The organism is Nostoc sp. ChiSLP03a (genome assembly GCF_034531215.2).
Taxonomy (GTDB): Bacteria; Cyanobacteriota; Cyanobacteriia; order Cyanobacteriales; family Nostocaceae; genus Nostoc.
On sequence record NZ_JAVRBQ020000118.1, the window covers coordinates 1 to 21185 of the forward strand.

At 40.2% G+C, this 21185-nt stretch carries 17 protein-coding genes and 1 pseudogene; 12 read left to right on the forward strand and 6 right to left on the reverse strand.

Features of this window, described 5'->3' with window-relative positions; genetic code table 11:
- Positions 1 to 170: 170 nt before the first annotated feature.
- From RMY32_RS19820 to RMY32_RS19835, 4 genes are all read right to left on the reverse strand, one after another.
- Complete coding sequence (locus RMY32_RS19820; protein ID WP_322708779.1) at positions 171 to 1304, reverse strand: hypothetical protein; 1134 nt, start codon at positions 1302 to 1304, stop codon at positions 171 to 173.
- An 87-nt stretch (positions 1305 to 1391) separates the two neighbouring features.
- A complete protein-coding gene (locus RMY32_RS19825) occupies positions 1392 to 1709 on the reverse strand; it encodes a DUF262 domain-containing protein (RefSeq protein ID WP_322708780.1) in 318 nt (105 codons plus the stop codon).
- 183 nt (positions 1710 to 1892) lie between these two features.
- Complete coding sequence (locus RMY32_RS19830; RefSeq protein WP_322708781.1) at positions 1893 to 2918, reverse strand: GGDEF domain-containing protein; 1026 nt, start codon at positions 2916 to 2918, stop codon at positions 1893 to 1895.
- Positions 2919 to 3818: 900 nt separating this feature from the next.
- Positions 3819 to 4040, reverse strand: a complete 222-nt coding sequence (locus RMY32_RS19835) for a copper chaperone (RefSeq protein ID WP_322697270.1) — start codon at positions 4038 to 4040, stop codon at positions 3819 to 3821.
- A 279-nt stretch (positions 4041 to 4319) separates the two neighbouring features.
- On the opposite strand from RMY32_RS19835, the gene alaS reads away from it, so the two are divergent.
- From alaS to RMY32_RS19875, 8 genes are all read left to right on the forward strand, one after another.
- On the forward strand, positions 4320 to 6962 hold the full coding sequence (gene alaS, locus RMY32_RS19840) for an alanine--tRNA ligase (protein WP_322708782.1): 2643 nt from the start codon (positions 4320 to 4322) through the stop codon (positions 6960 to 6962).
- A 434-nt stretch (positions 6963 to 7396) separates the two neighbouring features.
- On the forward strand, positions 7397 to 8632 hold the full coding sequence (gene trpB / locus RMY32_RS19845) for a tryptophan synthase subunit beta (protein WP_322708783.1): 1236 nt from the start codon (positions 7397 to 7399) through the stop codon (positions 8630 to 8632).
- 31 nt (positions 8633 to 8663) lie between these two features.
- Positions 8664 to 9821, forward strand: a complete 1158-nt coding sequence (locus RMY32_RS19850) for a class I SAM-dependent methyltransferase (RefSeq protein WP_322708784.1) — start codon at positions 8664 to 8666, stop codon at positions 9819 to 9821.
- 105 nt (positions 9822 to 9926) lie between these two features.
- The gene (locus tag RMY32_RS19855; RefSeq protein WP_322708785.1) at positions 9927 to 10214 is read left to right on the forward strand and encodes a hypothetical protein; all 288 of its coding nucleotides are present in this window, start codon (positions 9927 to 9929) and stop codon (positions 10212 to 10214) included.
- Positions 10215 to 10643: 429 nt separating this feature from the next.
- Positions 10644 to 11174, forward strand: coding sequence for a CAP domain-containing protein (locus tag RMY32_RS19860; protein WP_322708786.1), 531 nt, complete (start codon positions 10644 to 10646; stop codon positions 11172 to 11174).
- A gap of 442 nt (positions 11175 to 11616) precedes the next feature.
- Positions 11617 to 12165: a CAP domain-containing protein gene (locus RMY32_RS19865; RefSeq protein ID WP_322708787.1), complete on the forward strand. Its 549-nt coding sequence runs from the start codon at positions 11617 to 11619 to the stop codon at positions 12163 to 12165.
- A 509-nt stretch (positions 12166 to 12674) separates the two neighbouring features.
- A complete protein-coding gene (locus RMY32_RS19870) occupies positions 12675 to 12848 on the forward strand; it encodes a hypothetical protein (RefSeq protein ID WP_322708788.1) in 174 nt (57 codons plus the stop codon).
- A gap of 409 nt (positions 12849 to 13257) precedes the next feature.
- The gene (locus tag RMY32_RS19875; RefSeq protein ID WP_322708789.1) at positions 13258 to 13887 is read left to right on the forward strand and encodes a ribonuclease H-like domain-containing protein; all 630 of its coding nucleotides are present in this window, start codon (positions 13258 to 13260) and stop codon (positions 13885 to 13887) included.
- A 596-nt stretch (positions 13888 to 14483) separates the two neighbouring features.
- On the opposite strand, the pseudogene RMY32_RS19880 reads toward RMY32_RS19875, so the two are convergent.
- Positions 14484 to 14930 (reverse strand): annotated as a pseudogene (locus RMY32_RS19880) (rhodanese-like domain-containing protein); the annotation flags it as partial.
- 1262 nt (positions 14931 to 16192) lie between these two features.
- On the opposite strand from RMY32_RS19880, the gene RMY32_RS19885 reads away from it, so the two are divergent.
- Positions 16193 to 16900: a response regulator transcription factor gene (locus RMY32_RS19885; RefSeq protein WP_322672491.1), complete on the forward strand. Its 708-nt coding sequence runs from the start codon at positions 16193 to 16195 to the stop codon at positions 16898 to 16900.
- 193 nt (positions 16901 to 17093) lie between these two features.
- Here the strand turns inward: RMY32_RS19885 and pdxA are convergent, their stop codons facing one another.
- Entirely contained in the window at positions 17094 to 18227 is a 1134-nt protein-coding gene (gene pdxA / locus RMY32_RS19890; protein WP_322708790.1) for a 4-hydroxythreonine-4-phosphate dehydrogenase PdxA, read from the reverse strand.
- 204 nt (positions 18228 to 18431) lie between these two features.
- On the opposite strand from pdxA, the gene RMY32_RS19895 reads away from it, so the two are divergent.
- The 3 genes from RMY32_RS19895 to RMY32_RS19905 all read left to right on the forward strand — a co-directional run bounded on the left by RMY32_RS19895 (position 18432) and on the right by RMY32_RS19905 (position 20831).
- On the forward strand, positions 18432 to 18536 hold the full coding sequence (locus tag RMY32_RS19895) for a PetM family cytochrome b6-f complex subunit 7 (RefSeq protein ID WP_322708791.1): 105 nt from the start codon (positions 18432 to 18434) through the stop codon (positions 18534 to 18536).
- 249 nt (positions 18537 to 18785) lie between these two features.
- Positions 18786 to 19784: an SDR family oxidoreductase gene (locus tag RMY32_RS19900; protein WP_322708792.1), complete on the forward strand. Its 999-nt coding sequence runs from the start codon at positions 18786 to 18788 to the stop codon at positions 19782 to 19784.
- A gap of 129 nt (positions 19785 to 19913) precedes the next feature.
- Complete coding sequence (locus tag RMY32_RS19905; protein WP_322708793.1) at positions 19914 to 20831, forward strand: NAD(+) kinase; 918 nt, start codon at positions 19914 to 19916, stop codon at positions 20829 to 20831.
- Positions 20832 to 21185: the final 354 nt, after the last annotated feature.

Genomic DNA, 21185 nt, shown 5'->3' on the forward strand with positions numbered 1-21185 from the left:
TTGCTAAGACTTTTGGACAAATACTCAGCACTCTCCGATATTTCTAGATTGAAAGGACGTGCCATTGTTTACTTCTAGTTTTGATTCTTTCCCGCCCTTTATTCTACAGTTCTATGCAGCCTCACATAGAATTGGTATTAGCAGTTTTTCTATCTTATAATTAATTACACCTACCTACTTAGAAAAGCATTGAAGTTATCATCAAAGGTATCTGATGTGCATAAGGCTTTGGATAAAATGTCTTTTAGAATATCTCCTTTTGGCATCATTTTTACATATTCTGATGGTTTTTTAGCTGCTATTTTTTTATTTTCAGCACTATTCAAAAAACAAAAGTTAGCTAAACAATTAATAGAGCTATCATCAAACCGTAAACTTTTTAAAAATGCTTTTGGATAAATATGATGAAATTCTGTTCTATTATACTTTTGCAAAACTTTATCCAGGTCAATATCTGAGCCTGACAAAAAACTTTTTGGATTATTATTAGCGAGTACTAAAATAAAAGTTTTAGTACTAACGTTGTCAAAACGGAATCGGTTATTTATAAAAAAATCTCGATCTATCTTACAGTCAATTTCTCCAAAACTATTATTTTCACCATTTTTTAATTTAATTATTTGTTCAATATTACTTATAAGAACTTTCTTAGTTTGAATACTATATCTATTTGTGAAACAAGACCTCCAAAACCATTTTTTTAATTGATTATATACTCTGGCATCATACGAAACTTCTTTTCCATCTGGTTCTGCAAAAAAAGCGGACAGAGGAATTATAAACCCAGGATATGGAAGGTTTTTGAGAGCAGTTACTTTCAACTGTTTTCTCATAAAATCAATTGCTCCGAAAATCCCATTCCTAACTTTTGGAAAAGCTCCTCTTATTTGTTGTCCGCTCAATTCTAGTAAACTTTCTGGAGTGGTTTTTTTTTTGAGAATAGCTGCCGTGCATCTTAATATTAAGTCACAATCTTCCCCTACTTCAGAGAATCCGAATTCTTCTAACTCTTCTTTCAAATTTTTGAAATTTTCTAGTAAATTAAAATCCTCGTTCCATGTCCATGCTGAAAGTAATTGCAGTGTATCAAGCTTCATTCCAAGTCGATTAACCCGCTCAAAAACAATATCAACAATAGCTCTATCTTCTGTTTTCAAAATTTGTGCGGGAATAGATACTTCTTTAAACTTTTCTTGTAGTGTATCTAAGCGTATAATTTGTTCTCTAGTACATTTTTCTGTAGCCTCTCTGTATTTTACAGAATCGAATAACACATTCAAAGGAAAGTGTTTTCCTGCGATCACTTCTTCACGACGTAATGCATAAAATTGACTTTCTTGGGCATCTTCCTCCGCTTCTAAGTCAAAATATATCTCAGTCCAGTCATATTCTTATGTTGGTTGCAACTCTGTCTGAAACACAGAGAAAATAGATGTAAGTCTTTGTTGACCATCTAAAACATAATCTATAGGGTAATCTTCCTTTGGGCTTGGAAGAGCAAAAGCCCCAAGTTTTCTTTCAGTTGCAAGTTTAGATTTTGTTTTCCAGAAGAGTAAAGAACCAAATGGGTATTTTTTGTAAATACTATCCATTAAGTATGCCACCCTATCCATATCCCATACAAAACCACGCTGGAAGGCTGGAATTCTAATACTACCACTACTTACGGAATCCAAAAGTTGTCTAATAGAATAAGATTGATATTCCATATTAAATAAAACTTAATAGTTATATGTGTGTATATTAACTGTATCATCTATTTTTCCTCACTCCCATACCCTGCATAGAAACGCATTCATATGGGCTAGTGACTCAATGTCTGACTGGATGTGGAGCCTCTAATCAACCATTAACATACTCTGCATGGTAACGAGATATGCCCACCCCCACTTTCACGAAGAAACAACTTTCAAATGTGAGCCATGATGAGATAAGTAGTTAGAGTTAATCACCCGATTACGCCCAGAATTTTTAGCCTGTAACAGACATTGATCGGCACGATGCAGCAGACTCTCTCCTTTCTCGTCATCCTCAGCTTGCAGAGAGGCTGTACCCAGGCTAATGGTGACATTAATTGTCAGTTTATTGTTGAGTGCAAATGGTTCGTCGCTGACTACGCGATTGAGACGACGGGCTACTAATAGTGCTTCGTCATCGGTAGTGTTAGCTAGAAGAATTACAAATTCTTCGCCACCATAGCGGAATGCTGTATCTTGACAGCGCAGATTGTGGCGCAAACGCTGACATAATATTTGCAAGATGCGATCGCCTATTAAATGCCCATGAGTATCGTTAACTTTTTTGAAATGATCTACATCCAGAATAATCAAGCTCAAGGAAGTTTTTTGAGTCCTGGCTCTTTGAATTTGCCTTGGTAAGTCCCATTCTAAAGCCCGACGATTATTTAATTCTGTCAACGAATCGGCTAAGGCGATCGCAGATAACATATCATTTGTCCGAATCAAATCTCGGTATTTTTGTGCTTTCCGCAAACCAACTGTCAATTGAGCAAGTATTAGTCCATGATTAGCAGTCAACTCTGCCAAACTATAGTCTGTTTTTTCTTCAATAAGATGCCAAATATATGCATCGGCTCCTTGCTTTAGTGCCGCAGCACTCATTTCCAATTCCCTATGCCAACCTTTATTTCGATCGGTAAGCTGCTGGGAACGATCCTCGAAAAGAATACAATATATCCACGATAGTTTTGTTTGATCTTTCAACCAACCGCAGAGTTCCATACTACTATCCAGGCTAGCCTGCACCAGGATTATATCGGGGGGTGTTGTTTTAATCCACGACACTGCTCGAGCCAAATTGTCTATAACTTCTACACTAAAAGCAGTCGCATAACTGATCTGATCTGGAAGTGTGGTGATAAAATTATTTTTTCCAAAGATCAGAATAGAAATATTCATTGCTTTATTTTTTATCCTATTTAAATTTTAAATAAATTTACTTGGGTAACTACTGCTCTTGTCGTCTAATACTAAATATTATGTTCTAGGCTCAATTAGATTTTTTTCATCTTGTTTTTTGAGCATCGATTAGATAGTGAACTTCCAAACTTAATCTCATCTTAAGATTTGATTTTTACTACTACAGTTTCGGAAATATTCATTCCTAATAACTAATGTCTTCTTTACACTTTATTTTTAAAACAGTAAAAATACTGAATATTATTTAAATGTATAAAAGCTTTTTTTGTAGTTATTTAAGTAGTACTTATATGATGAAAATACCGAAATTAATAGTTTTTAATAACCATTGCTTTAAGTAAACAAATTTATTCTAAAGTAGAAAACTAAAATACAAAGTTTTTTTAACTGAGTTATCAAATCCGAAATTTTATTATGCAATTTAAAACATTATTTTCCATAAAAGTTTTTAGCCTTTTTATTTATAAACTAGGCTGAGAGCGCATATTAAAAAAGTGTTTAAAATATATATAATACACACAGCAAAACTACCTCTTGCTATGTACAGTAGCTTTTTGGAGCTTACCTCCCATCTAAATAAAGACAGAAGTTGTTGGGTAAAAATTTATAATTTAAGTAAAATTTAACCCAAAACAAACAATGCGTTAGCAGGAGAAATAAAATATTTCTGCCAAAGTCTTATCTAGATTTGCTTATTTACTTAATTCACGTCTTTTTTATTTGCTGTAACATCATAAATTTAGAAAACAAAGCTAAATAAAAAATTATGTCAAAACCTGCCACTAATTTGGGGAAGTTATTTCTATTCCGCCTTTATACAGGCAGAAAATATAAAAAAATTTTGTTAGGTCGCTTGAGATATTAAAGTCTAAACTTCTTCTATGAAAAGCTGAAATCCGATCGATAACCTTCTCCAGCGTAACCAGCAACAACAATTACCTGTTTGATTGACTCCTCAGAAGCTTCGGACTCCACCGTGACAGTTTTTGCGTTAATCTCAACATTCACTTCGATCTCAGGTTCCATAACGTAGATAGACTCAGTAATTATTTCGGCACATCTTTCAAAAGCAATATCTGATACTTTCAGTTTTAGTGCCATTTGCTACCTCAGTATGTGAATTTTAAACTATTTCTTAATGATTAATTTTAAGCATCGAAATCCGATGTTTACAACGGGCTACGCCTATGCACATCCTGCCAAAGTTAGATAGTAGTCTAAAAACATCATAGTAACTGCATATATCTCACCCAATGGCAGAATTCGCTGGCAGTAATATGAAACAAAATGCAAGAATATATAAAGCTATTTATGAAAATACACCTACCTAGTGCCGCTACGCCTAAGTCGAAAGTCTAAAGTCTAAAGTTAGAAACACCTATGTCTTCAAATCCCCAGTACCTAAGCGGTAACGAAATTCGCAACATATTTCTCGACTTCTTTGCCCAACGGGAACACCAAATTCTCCCAAGTGCCTCCCTCGTGCCAGAAGATCCAACCGTGCTGCTGACGATCGCGGGGATGCTACCATTTAAGCCAATATTCTTAGGGCAGCGCACACCAGAATTTAAGCGGGCTACGACTTCGCAAAAGTGTATCCGCACCAACGACATTGAGAATGTCGGACGCACCAAACGGCATCACACCTTTTTTGAGATGCTGGGTAATTTTAGCTTTGGTGATTATTTTAAAGAACAAGCGATCGCTTGGGGTTGGGAAATCTCCACGCAAGTCTTTGGCTTTTCCCCCCAAAATCTCGTAGTCAGCGTTTTTGAAGATGATGATGAAGCCTTTGGAATCTGGCGCGATCGAATCGGTGTGCCGGTAGCGAGAATTAAACGTTTGGGCGAAGATGATAATTTTTGGGTATCCGGGCCGACTGGCCCTTGTGGCCCTTGTTCGGAAATTTATTACGATTTCCACCCAGAACGCGGTGACGAAAATATAGATTTAGAAGACGATTCCCGGTTTATCGAGTTTTACAACCTCGTGTTTATGCAATATAACCGGGATGCGTCAGGCAAGTTAACGCCACTGCAAAACAAGAATATTGACACTGGCATGGGTTTGGATAGAATGGCGCAAATTCTCCAAAAAGTGCCCAATAACTATGAAACTGACCTAATTTTCCCAATTATTCAAACAGCAGGGAAAATTGCTGGCATTGATTACCACAAAAGCGATGAAAAAACCAAAACTTCCCTAAAAGTCATTGGCGATCACGTTCGTGCTGTCATCCACATGATTGCTGATGAAATTCGTGCTTCCAATGTCGGACGCGGTTATGTGTTGCGGCGATTAATTCGGCGGGTGGTGCGTCATGGGCGATTAATTGGGATTTCTGGAGAATTTACTACCCAAGTTGCTGAAACTGCGATCGCTCTTTCCGAATCAGCTTACCCCAATGTGCGCCAACGGGAAGAAGCAATTAAAGCTGAGTTGCAACGAGAAGAATCGAATTTCCTCAGAACTTTAGATAGAGGGGAAAAACTTTTAGAAGAAATTATCCAAGAGGTGAAACAGCGAGGAAACGCTCAAATTAGCGGTGAAAGTGCTTTTACCCTTTATGACACCTACGGATTTCCTCTCGAACTTACTCAAGAAGTTGCCGAAGAAAATAATCTCACAGTTGATGTTGAGGGATTTGAGGCAAAAATGGAAATTCAAAAAGGACGTGGTAGAGATGCACATGAAACCATCGATTTAACTGTACAAGGTTCCCTCGACAAACTAGCAGAACACATCCAAGTCACCGAATTCTTAGGCTACACTCAACCGACGGCGACGGCGAAAGTCGAAGCAATTTTGGTAGAAGGTGTTTCTCAAGAAGAAGCAGAAGCGGGGACACAGGTACAAATTGTCCTTGACAAAACGCCATTTTATGCTGAATCTGGGGGGCAAATCGGCGATCGCGGTTATATCTCCGGTGATGGTATCGTAATTCGGGTAGAAGACGTGAAGAAAGAATCTGATTTCTTTGTTCACTTCGGACGCATCGAACGCGGTACACTGCGCGTAGGCGATCGCGTCAGCGCTCAAATCGATCCGGCTTGTCGCCGTCGCGCCCAAGCTAACCATACCGCAACGCACCTATTGCAAGCGGCATTGAAGAAAATTGTTGATGAAGGTATATCTCAAGCAGGTTCTCTGGTTTCCTTTGACAGATTGCGCTTCGACTTCAACTGTCCCCACGCGTTGACAGCAGAGGAAGTTCAACAAGTTGAAGAACAGGTGAACAGTTGGATTGCTGAGGCTCATACTGCGAAAGTGGAAGTATTACCAATAGCCGAGGCGAAAGCTAGGGGTGCTGTTGCCATGTTCGGAGAAAAATACGGTGAAGAAGTGCGCGTGATTGACTTTCCTAGCGTATCAATGGAACTATGCGGTGGGACTCACGTAAGTAATACTGCTGAAATTGGCGTTTTCAAGATTATCTCGGAAGCTGGCGTAGCTTCTGGGGTGCGGCGGATTGAAGCCGTTTCGGGGCCAGCAATCCTAGATTATCTCAATCTGCGGGATAAAGTAGTTAAAGATTTGAGCGATCGCTTTAAAGTTAAACCCGAAGAATTACCAGACAGAATCACAAGTCTGCAAAGCGAACTGAGAAATAGCCAGAAGGAATTAGAAACCTTAAAGGTACAGCTAGCGATCGCAAAATCAGACAGCTTGCTACAAACAGCCCAAACCGTAGGCGATTCTAAAATTATTGTCGCCCAATTAGAAGATGTCGATCCAGAATCATTGAAAACCGCAGCCGAACGTTTATTACAAAAAATTGGTAACGGTGCAGTGGTACTAGGTTCTGTTCCCGAAGAGGGAAAAGTGAGTATAGTTGCAGCTTTTAGTCCAGAAGTGAACAAAAAAGGACTGCAAGCTGGTAAATTTGTGGGTGCGATCGCTAAAATTTGCGGCGGCGGCGGCGGTGGAAGACCAAACCTAGCCCAAGCCGGCGGACGCGATGCAAGTAAATTACCAGATGCGTTGGCAAAAGCGGAAAGTGATTTAAAGTCCGCTTTGGGTTAATCTCTTCCTGACTTTTCGCGTCATCTGGAAAAGAAGAGGGCAAAACTTAATCCCATTCCCGACGCGGGAAGAAAACTACAGTTTACTCACAAGTTCTTTGACCTGCAATGCCATTGTTAGTCGAAACAATGGCATTACTCTTGTTCCCATCTTCTGCATGAGAATATAGCGGTTCTCAATTGTATGAAATACAGACCTAACCCCCAGCCCCTTCCCTACAAGGGAAGGGGAGTAAGATTCAAAGCCTCTCTCCTTTTAGGAGAGAGGTTTGGAGAGAGGTCAAACTGTATTGCATCCAAGCGAGAAACGCTATAAGCAAAGCTTCACCAAGCTAAGTTTTTAGGACTATTATTCTCCTATTCCCAATTCCCCAATCCCCAGATATGCTTCAGACTTTTCTATAATTAAGTGATTCCCGTCATCAAAAACAGCCTGTGACTACCACTCCCCTATCTCCAAGTTCAACTGCTCAGGTTCCAGATACACTCGGCCGCTTCGGACAGTTTGGCGGTAAGTATGTACCTGAAACGCTCATGCCTGCCCTAGCTGAACTAGAAACAGCTTATCAGCAATACCGCAATGACCCTGGTTTTCAAGCAGAACTACAGCAGTTGTTACGAGACTATGTAGGACGTGCGACACCATTGTATTTTGCTGAACGCCTGACTGCTCATTATGCTAGACCCGATCGCACCGGGCCACAAATTTACTTGAAACGTGAAGATTTAAATCATACTGGCGCTCACAAAATTAATAATGCTGTTGGTCAAGTATTGTTGGCTAAACGCATGGGTAAGCAACGGATTATTGCCGAAACAGGTGCTGGACAACATGGAGTGGCTACAGCTACAGTTTGCGCTCGTTTTGGGCTGGAATGCATAATTTACATGGGTGTTCATGACATGGAACGCCAAGCTTTAAATGTGTTTAGAATGCGGCTGATGGGGGCAGAAGTGCGTCCGGTGGAGGCGGGAACCGGAACTTTGAAGGATGCAACTTCAGAAGCAATCCGCGATTGGGTGACAAATGTAGAAACGACTCACTACATCCTGGGTTCGGTAGCAGGGCCTCATCCTTACCCGATGATGGTACGTGATTTCCATGCAATAATCGGCGAAGAAACTCGCGCCCAAGCAATCGAAAAGTGGGGTGGATTACCTGATATTCTCTTGGCTTGTGTGGGTGGTGGTTCCAACGCGATGGGACTATTTTATGAGTTTATTAATGAGTCTTCTGTACGCTTAATTGGGGTTGAGGCAGCCGGCGAAGGTGTAAATACCGAAAAACACGCCGCAACCTTGACAAAAGGACGAGTTGGTGTGTTGCACGGAGCCATGAGCTACCTGCTGCAAGATGAAGATGGGCAAATCATTGAGGCACACTCAATTAGTGCGGGGTTAGATTATCCCGGTGTGGGGCCAGAACATAGTTATTTGAAAGATATTGGTCGCGCTGAATATTATAGTGTGACGGATGCCGAGGCTTTGGAGGCATTCCAGCGATTAGCAAAATTGGAAGGGATTATCCCGGCATTAGAAACAGCCCATGCGATCGCTTATCTCGAAACTCTCTGTCCTCAACTAACCGGCAGTCCCCGAATTATAATTAACTGCTCTGGACGTGGTGACAAAGATGTACAAACGGTAGCCAAATTATTATATCCAGCGTAAATATAGCTCAAATTTTTGGGAGGAAGCAATCATGAATCGACAATTCCAACACCCAATGTTACCGCAACCTACTCACGACGAGTTGGCACGCCAAAACTTTGTGCAAACTATGAAAATGCACATTTTCAAGAATGTCACTCCTGGTAATAAAGAAATTTATGAAAAACTAGCCAAGCCGAAGTTTGAACAAGAACATCAGCGCCCTCCCGAAAATCGTTATGAAATTCGGGAAGTAATGCAGCACGAACCCTACTATCGCTGGACTAGTGCCCTGAAGCGCATCAACCAGGAAATGTTATGGGATGCTGTAAATGCCAACGTTGACAGACAACTGCCTGAGTTGATTGAGCGTGCCAAAGATAAGGGTGATGAACTGGGTACTTTAACCCTCGACCCAAATTTTCAAATACCTGCTTATCAAAAGGCTGTAGACATTCACTGTATGCCCGGAGGATATCACAGTGAATTCACTGCTGATGATGTCGCAGCCGGTGCAACCTACGATCGCGGCGCTTACGTTTATGGACTAGGTTGGTTGGGGCCGCTCAACGATGATATGGGGCTATCTATAGTCCAAAACTACCTTTTAGCAGAGTTTCCCAACTTTCGACCGAGAAAAATCCTCGATATGGGATGTTCTATTGGCAATAGCACATTACCTTATGTCGATGGTTTCCCAGATGCAGAAGTCCATGCTATAGATATAGGCGCATCTATACTGCGTTATGCTCATGCAAGAGCCGAAGCCTTGGGAAAACGAGTACACTTCTCTCAGCAAAATGCCGAACATACTAACTTCCCTGATGAATCATTTGATTTAGTGGTTTCTCACATTTTGCTGCATGAAATCCCTCCATCATCTGTGCGTAAAGTTATGCAAGAGTCTTATCGTCTACTGGCTCCTGGTGGCATGATGATTCATCTAGAAGCACCCCTTTATCGTCACATGGATGTTTATACACAGTTTATTTATGATTGGGAAACCGCTAACAACAACGAACCTTTCTGGAGTGCTGTACGCGATTTAGATTTGGTGCCGCTAGTTACTGAGGCTGGTTTTGCAGCAGATAAGACATTCGAGAAATTTGTCCCGAATGGGGCATGGAAAGCAAAAGAAACTAATGGTATGTTTCAAAATCGTAACTCAGCCACCCAAGGCACTTGGTTTATGGTTGCTGCAACTAAGTAAGAATTCGTAATTCGTAATTCGTAATTCGTAATTTAGGAAGTCAGATTTGATCTGGCTTTCGTCGTTTTGTATGTCTAGTCTTATTTTTGGAGAATTGGTATCAGGATGACAAAAATAGCCAAGGGTAAACGACCTGTTTACTTAGAAAATCCCCAAACTGATAAATTGTTAGCGATCGTCATGGCCTTGACTGGTGAGGTGTCCGTGCTGCATGAGCGGCTAGACACCATCGAACGATTGCTAGAGGTGAAAGGTATTTTATCGACTAGTGAAATTGAAGCTTATGAACCGGATGTCAAAGTAACCAAGGAACGGGAACAGTGGCGTGCAGAATATATTGTACGGGTGTTGCGTGTGATACAAGAAGAGTTAGAAACCCTTCCCAAAAGCTAGTTAAAATCACGTAGAAGAATGGCTGGATTTATTCAGCCATTTTTTATCAGACATTCCGCATCTTCAACTACCACAATCGGTTTTTACTGCTTTTTTAACATTGAAAAAGCTATCTAATATACTTAAGTACAGTAAAATAGCTGAATTTATGAAGATGAATATGCATAATCTAAAACTCATAAATTCAAATAAATTTAGTAATTACACTATATGATAGTCTAAATGCGAAATCTTAAATAAAAATAATTACACTAATGCTAGAAGACAAATATTGATTAAATAGTATCAATTTTGCGTTAGATCGTGCATTTTAACGCTTGCTAGTAGTTTTTGAGCAAAAAAGCCCACAATTAGAGCAATTTAGACCTATAAGCAATTTGTCACATTGATATTAGTCGGTTACATTGTCTAAAACTTTACTGCCGACAAATGATCAAACAAATAGTTTACAGCGTTGTTTTAGGCACTCTTGCTCTCAGTAGTGGAGCGATCGCTACTTCTGTAACAAATCCAACTTGTACGCCTGTGCCTTCAAACGTATCGAATAATACTAATCAAATTGCAGCATCTAGTACGGACATTGCTGCTCTAGAACAGTCGATTTTTAACCAAATCAATAACTACAGAGTTTCCCAAGGGCTACCAGCGCTAACTCGTAATTCTGCTATGGATAATCAAGTTAGGCTTCACAGTAAGAACATGGCTAATGGTACTGTTCCCTTTGGACATAATGGATTTTCAGAACGTCTTAATGCAACCGGTGTTTCTTACAGATCGGCTGCTGAAAATGTCGCTTATAACCAGGGATATGGCGATCCTGCCACAATGGCTGTTCAAGGCTGGCTCAAAAGTCCAGGGCATCTTGCTAATATCAGAGGTAATTACAATCTGACGGGGATTGGTGTTGCTAAAAACAGTCAAGGCGCAATCTACTTCACACAAATTTTCATTCGCTCATAAGTTTGACGCGATGTGCAACTTATTGCAAAAGTGCTTTTTGCAAGAGGTGGGAAAAGGGACTCATGTTAAAGGGAAAGGGAAAATACGAAACCTTTCCCCCTTTCCCCTTCCCCTTTTCCCGACTTCTGCAAGAAGTCTATTGCACATAGCGTTAGATTTGATAAAGTTTAGGTTTTTTCGCAAATTCCCCAGACTTTAATCTGTTAGTAAAGCTTTTGCTAGATAATTCATGAAAATCTGAAATTATTAGCCAAATTAACCATGATTTTCATGAAGCTGACCTATTGAAATACTGACAATTGGAAATTATTGTTTGTGTTACTTGTAAAGGATGTAGCCAAATTGCCGAAATTCATCATTACTTAATAGTATTGTGGTATATATTCTTGGAACAATAGGGTAGAGTAGAAGTCTTATATCTCTACACATTACGCAATTCTCCATGTTCCGACAAACTGCTTTTGGCATCGCTTTAAGTGCGCTTGTCCTTGCTAGTGGATTAACGACTGCTCCGATACCAAATCATACTTCTACGAATACATCCACCCGTAATAAGCTGTTGTCGCTTTTTTCTAGTCAGGTTGCAATATCGACTCCTACTTTTAAAACTACTGAGCTAGAAAAATCAGTATTTGAGCAAATTAATCGATATCGGGTTTCTAAAGGGCTGCCAAAGTTGACTTTAAATGCAAATTTAACTCGACAGGCAAGAATTCATAGTCAAAATATGGCTAAAGGTAAAACCCCATTTAGCCATCAGGGATTTGAAGGGCGAGTCAAAGCTATTCCGATTCGCTACAACAGTGCAGCAGAAAATGTTGCTTTTAACCGGGGATATAGCAACCCCGTAGAGGAAGCTGTTACTGGCTGGATCAAAAGTCCCGGACACCTAAAGAACCTTAAAGGAAATTACAACCTGACTGGAATTGGCGTTGCTACTAATAATCAAGGCGAAGTCTATCTGACACAGATGTTTTTTCGCACTAGGTAGATTTAATTTCTGATTTTTTGCACAACAATAATAATGTAGGGTCTGACAATTGACACTCTCCCACCAAGCCACCCTGTGGTGGGAGATTCTTGTTTCAGGGAAAGTGTGCTTCTTAGTATAAGAACTAAGGGCGATCGCTTGTGTGGGTGGGGACTTGCTTCAATGGCAAAGGTAGTGATTACACTTAGATAAAAATCTAGTTTTTATGTGTGGAAGCATCTTGTTCGCTGCTAGTAGTAGCAGGCAAGATGCCCGCACTACTCCAGGTTTCAAAATGGACGAGGAAATTGTATATTGTTTTGCCTAAAGTTTTTTTTAATGCTTGATTATGCTGTTTACAAGCTGTTACTTGATGTGTTTCGTCAAATAGTGGATATTTTGCCTAAAGTTTTATTAAAATCCTTGATTATACTACTCAGTTTTGTTAATGTTCATTTCACAGTCAATCTAATTTAAGTCGAGTTACTATTTGACTTTCTCACTATCATTAAATTAAAAAAGAATACACCATGAAAAAAATCAAAATAACGGAATTGCAAGCTCCAGTTTACAAGGAACTTTCAGACTCAGAGGCGGTTAACATTGTGGGTGGCGGTGTGGTTATCGGTTCAATAACCGCTCAAAAATCCCCTGATATTCACCAAAAGAACCAAAACACCCTAAACAAACTTATTATTTATTAGTAGAGCTTGATCGTAACTACCGTCATTGTTCGCGAAGCGTACTCCTTCTCTAGGCAGACGCTCCGCGAACAAAGAAGCAAGCTAGACAAAGCGTCTCGTTGGCGTAGCCTTGTTGATATTATACGAAAAGACCTCCCGACATTCTTGCTCGCCAGGTAAAGAGCGCGGTTATTGCAGCGAGTAGTAACTTGGTAAGAGAATCCTAGTTGAAAATTTCTCGGTTGGCGACTCATAATACCGTTAAGTTTGAAAGTTATTTTTACGCCTTTCCAAGTACTTTATACTTAATATAAACCCGTTTTTTTATACTTTATTTGTCTCAATTTTAGAATTCTAACGAACAAAGTGCAGTGCATCGTGTGATTACTTTGATATACTTGCAGTCTTTTATTGCTCATAAATAGGAAAGATGACATTACAAGATTTTCAGGTGAGCGATCGCGACCTCAGTGACGCAGCCCTTAGCGAGTATTTAGAATCTACAGCGATCGCAGTTGATACAGAAACGATGGGATTACTGCCGTTGCGCGATCGCTTGTGTCTTGTCCAGCTGTGCAATCTTGAAGGGAAAGTAACTGCAATCCGCATAGCCAAAGGACAAGCTGACGCCCCCAACTTAAAAAAACTCTTGGAAGCAGCCAATGTTGTGAAAGTGTTTCACTTTGCTAGATTTGACTTGGCCACTTTGCGGGCCAATCTAGGTATTCAGGTACGGCCGATTTTTTGCACCAAAATTGCTAGTAAATTAGCCCGTACTTACACAAATCGCCACGGACTCAAAGACGTGGTACAAGAGTTAGAACAAGTGGAACTAGATAAAAGCTCTCAAAGTTCTGATTGGGGTAACGCCGTTAGCTTATCTGAAGCTCAACTCAGTTATGCTGCCAACGATGTACGCTATTTACTTAGTGTGCAGCAGAAGTTAATACAAATGCTGAAACGAGAAGAACGTTGGCAAATTGCTCAAGAATGTTTTGAGTTTTTACCAACTATAGTTTCCTTAGATTTATTGCAATTCAAGGATCTATTTGAACACTAATTGAATAGGGAATAGTGAGAAGAAATTTTTATTGTTCGTCAATTCCCAGTAGTTATATGTCAAGTTGGAATTGATAAATAAGCAGGTTCGTAGTAAGTACTAAAGTCGTTCTTTCCCAGGCACTAAAGTACTTACTACAAACCCTCATGCTAAATTACAGCAGATTTCAAAGAAAGTGAAATACACAAAGGTTCGTCTCAAAACCAGGTATATATAAAGCCTCTTTTACTTTTGGATTCTGACGCCTCGGCGAAGCGTCTTTGGCTTTGCTCCCAAATTCTGAATTCTGCTGTATTTTTTGCCTAAGAGCCAACATTAGAATCATTAGTGTCTTTAGAAGTAGATTCACTAACGCCTTCCTTGAGGTTATTTGCTTGCTCTTGAGCACCTTCTTTGAGGTTACTTGCTTTCTCTTGAGCACCTTCTTTGAGGTTACTTGCTTGCTCTTTAATACCTTCCTTAAGGTTACTTGCTTGCTCTTGAGCGCCTTCCTTGAGGTTACTTGCTTGCTCTTGAATACCTTCTTTAAGGTTACTTGCTCCTTCTTTGAGGTTACTTGCTCCCTGTTTAATGGAATCCGTGACGCTAGTGCCGCCCTTTTGCAGATTTTCTTCGTGGTTTTTTAGCCGATCTACAACATTGTAGTCATCTGCACCTGCGGGAGTTTTTGATTCAACAATACCTTCAGTTGGGCCGCCGATCGCCTTCCATGCGCCAAGACCACCTTTGAGTTGGGAGACATGCTCAAATCCATTAGAACGCAGTTGTTGTGCGGCTTGGGCAGTGTCTTGTTCATTATCACCGTAAAGGTAAATGTCACGGCTCTTATCCAAAGAAGCTACTGCACGTTCTACCAATTCATCTGCTGGCATTGGCATTGCTCCCATAATGTGACCTTCGTTGAAGGTTGCGCGATCGCGCACATCCAGGATTGTAAAAGCTGGTTCGCCCCATTCTAGACGACTCTTTAGGGTATGAGCATCAGTTTGTGCTTCTATTGGTGGTTGTGGAGGAATGATGCCGCCGACTAAGTTATTAACCATAATTTTTCCTTACTGACCATGTTGATAGTAATTTAGCGAACTGAAGATATTCAATTGATCTTTCTCTGGTATGAATATTTTCAAACTCTCTCCTCAGATAGACGAGTATTTTTCCGAAAATCAACCAATTAATCAATTGTAAATAATGCCCTTTGAGAGTATGAACAGACAATATTTTCTTGAAATTGAATTTAATATATTTGAATTTTATCTTTTTTTGATATTTTAGTTATTTAGATATTTGAGATTTTACTGAATTGCTCATCAATCGATAAAACATTAGTTTTAAATTAAAAACATTTAGCAATAAGATAGTAATTGATACCTTTTTACTAACAGCGATCGCTAATAATAATCTCTCTTCATTTACTGCTAAGCTTGTAAAGTTATATACAGCAGATTAGAAGTTTGTGAGGTACATAAGTTAAATCTGTTAAGTAGGTAGACATAATTAAATATAAAATAAAGTTCTACTTTGTAGTGAGCGATTTCTCGCTCAGAGCAAGGATTATCAGGACTAAAGTCCTAAATACAAACTTTAAATTTATTTATGCTTAGATAGTTACCCAAATACAAAAGGTGTTTTACTTCTTAATTCTGCTATCAGCAGTACTATTGAAACAAGCTCCTAGCAAGTTATTGACATCATAATATTGCTAGAAAAATTCTTGTTGCGATTGCTTTTGTCTGTTAAAGCTGGTTTTGACGCCCTATATACCTTCTGGCGATGCTTTCAGTCTTTTTGTCATAGCTCAGGCTGAAACTTGTAGTATAGTATATGCTTAAGAGGGCAGCTACATGTAAATGCACCAGGGTAGATTTTCGTAGACCTTCTTTAAGAGAACATACTTGTTGGTTATAGTACAGTCGAGTAAGTAGGAGTTGAAATCTAGATTGGCTGATAGGTTAGTTTTTCAGCCTTTATAGAGACCTAATTAACCAGGGAGTGCCTTACTCTTTTAAATTTGTAGCAATTCCCGTCGCTTTTGGATGTGTCTTTTGACTATTTGCGGTTACGGAGATGGTTTTTAATTGCACTTATTCCAAACGTAAAATTTTAACATTATACAATACAAATTCAAAATTATGCAAAAATCATGCCATAATTATAAATTTTATTGGCCCTATCGTGGCTGAAGTTGTGATCGGCTTCATGGAAAATTAAATGTACACAAGTACTACAGTAGCGGTGGTACTCAACAGAAACACGTAAAGTAAAGCTGGCACAACAGCAAATCGCCCAATCTACAATAGATAGCATTATGGTTATGGTTACTGCTACTACTACTCCCAAAATTCTGATCGTTGATGACGACTTCGGCGTCCGAAATCTTGTCTATCGTTTTTTAAGTCGGAAATATCAAATAGAGTCGGCAGCAGATGGTAGGACTGCTTTATCATTGTTTGAGCAATTCAACCCAGCTTTAGTAATTCTGGATTGGAATTTGCCGGATGTTACTGGTTATAGCCTTTGCCAAGAAATGCAGAGTCGTACTAATGTTTTAGTGCTGATACTAACTAGTAGGACTGACGAGGCTGATAAAATTAAAATCTTAAGCGCAGGTGCTGATGATTTCATGACTAAACCATTTAGTCTTGCAGAAGTTGAAGTTAGAGTAGAAGCTCTTTTGAGGCGGATACGCTACATCAATCCCTCCCCAACACAACGTATCGTTTTCAAGCAGCTAGTAATTAATCCAGAGGGTCGCGAGGTAACACTTAACGATAAAACTCTTCCCTTAACAGCACTAGAATTTAATATCTTACATTTTTTGGCAAGTCATCCTAATCAAGCTTGGAGTCGTCCACAGCTAATCCAAAAAATCTGGGGTTGCGACTACGTAGGAGATGGCCGGGTAGTTGATGTGCATATTGGTCAACTTCGCAAAAAGATGGAAGTCGACCCCAGCATACCGGAGTTTATCAAAACTGTACGAGGCTATGGTTATAAGTTTGAAGCGCCCGACTAGAATACTAGTTTTTATGGCAACCACAAAAGTGCAAATAACACTGAAATAAAAAAGAAATGCTTAACTGAACCATATTCAGAACTGATTTGGTCGTGTCTTGAAGATTTTAAGCAAAGCTGCACTTAAAGATTATTTATTATAGCAAGGGACTGGGGACTGGTGACTGGGGATTGGGTGAAAAGTCTTGTCGTGTCTAAGTTTTATCATCTGTTAATGTCCTAACCACGAAGGCTTGTGCTATATTTTTCTTAGCCAATCTTTGACTAACTAACTCAGCGGCTAAATGTATTGCTGCTTTCATACTCGTAGCATCAGCAATTCCCCTACCCGCAATATCAAACGCTGTTCCATGATCGGGTGAAGTGCGAACGAAAGAAAGACCAATAGAAGTATTAACTGCCCGATCGAACGCCATCAGCTTCACCGGAATTAAGCCTTGGTCGTGGTAAAGTGCCAAGTAGCCATCAGCTGGATTTTGTACTAAAGAATTTCCATACCAAGCTTGACCAGGTTTAACCCACATTGTATCTGGCGGTATCGGGCCATCTAACTGCAATTGTGGTCGGTTTTGCCGCTCTTGCTCTAACCAGGGAATTAACCAATCTTGTTCTTCGTGTCCAAGTTGTCCCTGTTCGCCACTGTGGGGATTTAAACCGGCGATCGCAATTCTTCCTCTATATATACCAAAATCTTTCTCTAAACACTCCACTAACAAATCCAGTTTTTGTATCAACAACTGCGGTGTCAACACATCGGCTACTTGACGTAAGGGAATATGTGTGGTTGCAAGTAAAGCGCGGAGTGTCCAACCAGTATGAGGCGATCGCGCTACAAATAACATCCCAAAACGCTCAACACCTGATTTTTGTGCCAAAAGTTCTGTTTGCCCTGGATAATTATATCCTGCCGCCTTCCAAGCAGATTTGGCGATCGGCCCTGTGACTATACCATCAAATTTACCAGCCAGTGTTTGAGCGATCGCATATTCCATATACGCAAAACTAGCCGCACCACTGGCTGCATTACCTATTCCTGAAATAATTCGATCTTTAATTTTTCCATCCAACTGCACATCGCTGACTGACAAATCATCTGGATTTGCCAAAGCTACTAAATTCTCAGTTAAATTCAGTTTGTAATAAATCTGTGCCAGCAAATCTCCGTTACCCACTACTGTAACGTCATATTTTTGACGAATTTCTGGATCGGCTAAAGCTTTCAAAATCACCTCCGGCCCAATTCCTGCCGGATCTCCGAGCGTCAGCGCCAAACGCGGACGATTCTCTTTCACAAAATTTATTAAACCACCTTGATTATTTTGATACATAAAAATTCTTCATAATTATTATCATCAAAATTTTCCAATTTACCCATCTTCCCTTCTACCAAGAATGGGGATTACCCCCAAGCCAGTAGGGATTAGCTGCTAAACTAGTTTAAAATTGTTTACACAGGTCTAATCCTAGCAACTGTTGAAAAGCTTCTGGTAGACCTAGTTTACACACCAATTTGCATAAGGAGAATCACACTAATGGGCGGCGAAATTTTGAATGCAGCTCTATTGTCTTTCGGTTTAATCTTCATAGGCTGGGGCTTAGGCGCGTTGTTACTGAAAATTCAAGGCACAGAAGAATAATTGATTGAGTGCTGAGTGCTGAGTGCTGAGTGCTGAGTTAGGAGTTAAGAGTTATTATTCTCCCCATTCCCTACTCCCTGTTCCCTTTTCATCAACATGAGAAAAAAGCTTGTCCGTTAATCGGACAGCTATTTTCTCATAAGTCCATCAAAATAAATTGATTTTCTGAGAAAAGATGTAAACTTTTGTTTGCATAGGTTATTCTGATAACATTCTTTTCATAAAACATTAAAATTTATTACAACCCTCATGACTTTATTAATCGTCGGTGCCACTGGCACCTTAGGAAGACAAGTGGCTCGTCGTGCTATCGATGAGGGATATAAAGTACGCTGTCTTGTCCGCAGCAGTAAAAAAGCAGCTTTTCTGAAAGAATGGGGAGCAGAACTCGTCCCTGGAAATTTACGTTACCCCGATACCCTAGCAGAAGCTTTAGTTGGTGTAACCCAAGTTATTGATGCCTCAACCTCTCGCCCTACAGATTCACTAAGTATCAAACAAGTGGACTGGGACGGGAAAGTAGCATTGATTCAAGCTGCAATTGCAGCGGGTGTAGAGCGTTTTATTTTCTTTTCGATTTTAGATGCTGATAAATACCCAGAAGTGCCGCTAATGGAAATTAAGCGGTGTACAGAATTATTCTTGGCTGAGTCAGGCTTGAATTATACCATCTTGCGACTAGCTGGGTTTATGCAAGGGTTAATCGGCCAGTATGGGATTCCTATTTTGGAAGGACAGCCAGTTTGGGTAACAGGTAATTCTTCTCCCATTGCCTATATGGACACTCAGGACATTGCTAAGTTTGCAATCCGGGCATTAAGCGTACCAGAAACGGAAAACCAAGCTTTTCCTGTAGTCGGTACTCGTGCATGGAGTGCGGAAGAAATTATCAACCTGTGCGAACGCTTATCTGGAAAAGATGCTAGAGTAACGCGGATGCCAATAAACTTACTGCGTACAGTGCGGGGCATAATGCGATTCTTTCAGTGGGCATGGAACGTAGCAGACAGACTGGCGTTTACAGAGGTATTGGCTAGTGGTAAACAGTTAAATGCTTCAATGGATGATGTATACACAGTATTTGGTTTAGATCCGCAACAAACCACAACCCTAGAAAGTTATCTCCAAGAGTACTTCAGCCGAATAATGAAGAAACTCAAAGAAGTAGACTACCAGAAAAATAAAAATAAAAAGCAAAAACCTAAAAAAACTCCTTTTAAACAGTCTTCAAAAGCTAATAGTCAATAGTCATTACGAAACAGACATTAGTCGTAAAACCCTAGACTCTGGATCTTTGACTCTAGATTAATGACTACATGACCAAAATGTGTAACGATTACATAATACAGAGCATCGCCTAAACTTGGATATTTGAGTGTGCCGAAAGCAGGCATTATCTACAATGACGTTAAACCGATAGCGGGCCGTGTCGCTATTGAGTTGAAAGACAAGCTAACCGCAGTCGGTTGGAATGTATGTATCACATCGAGTATCGGTGGTATATTGGGCTATCCTAACCCGGAGAGTCCTGTGTGCCACACTCCCATTGACGGTCTGACACCCCCTGGTTTTGATTCAGATATGGAGTTTGCAGTGGTATTAGGGGGAGACGGCACTGTTCTGGCAGCGTCTCGTCAAGTAGCCCCTTGTGGTATTCCACTGTTAACAGTGAATACCGGCCACATGGGATTTTTGACGGAAACTTTCCTGAATCAATTGCCTCAATCACTAGAACAGGTAATGGCAGGTGAGTATGAAATTGAAGAACGAGCAATGCTCAATGTCAAAGTGTTTCGGGATGATTCAGTGCTATGGGAAGCCCTATGCCTGAATGAAATGGTGCTACACCGAGAACCTTTGACCTCTATGTGCCATTTTGAAATTGCCATAGGGCGTCATGCGCCAGTAGATATTGCCGCAGATGGTGTGATTGTTTCTACGCCTACTGGTTCTACAGCTTACTCATTGAGTGCTGGTGGTCCAGTGGTGACTCCTGGCGTACCTGTTTTACAGCTAGTACCCATTTGTCCCCATTCCCTAGCTTCTAGAGCATTGGTATTTCCAGATACTGAATCGGTCAATATCTACCCAGTCAATATCCCTCGGCTGGTAATGGTAGTAGATGGTAATGGAGGGTGCTATATCTTACCAGAAGATCGAGTATATATGGAGCGATCGCAATATAGTGCCCGATTTATTCGCCTGCAACCGCCTGAGTTTTTCCGAATTTTGCGAGAAAAATTAGGTTGGGGTTTGCCACATATCGCTAAACCAACTTCGGTAGAATTGCCATAAGTATTGGGCATTGCGCATTGGGCATTGGGCATTGGGGAGCCACTGCGGTCTTGGGGTCTCCCCAAGTGGAGTAAGTGGCGTCATTGGGCATTATTAAAGAAGCGAGAAAGCAAACAGAAAATTCTTCCCCTCTGTTTTTCTACCCCCATGCCCCATGCCTAAGAAAGCTGATTTCCTTCCAGAATTACTGGTATGGAGGTGGAATTTGGAGTTATACCAATTCTTTATGAAGCTGCGCTAAATAAAGCTTCGAGAATAAAGTCGTAAGAAGTAAGGGAAGCAATGTATTCTGGTGTAATTGTTTCTAGGACAGAAGCTAGCTTTTGACGTAGTTGAGTAAGGGTTTTGCAATTT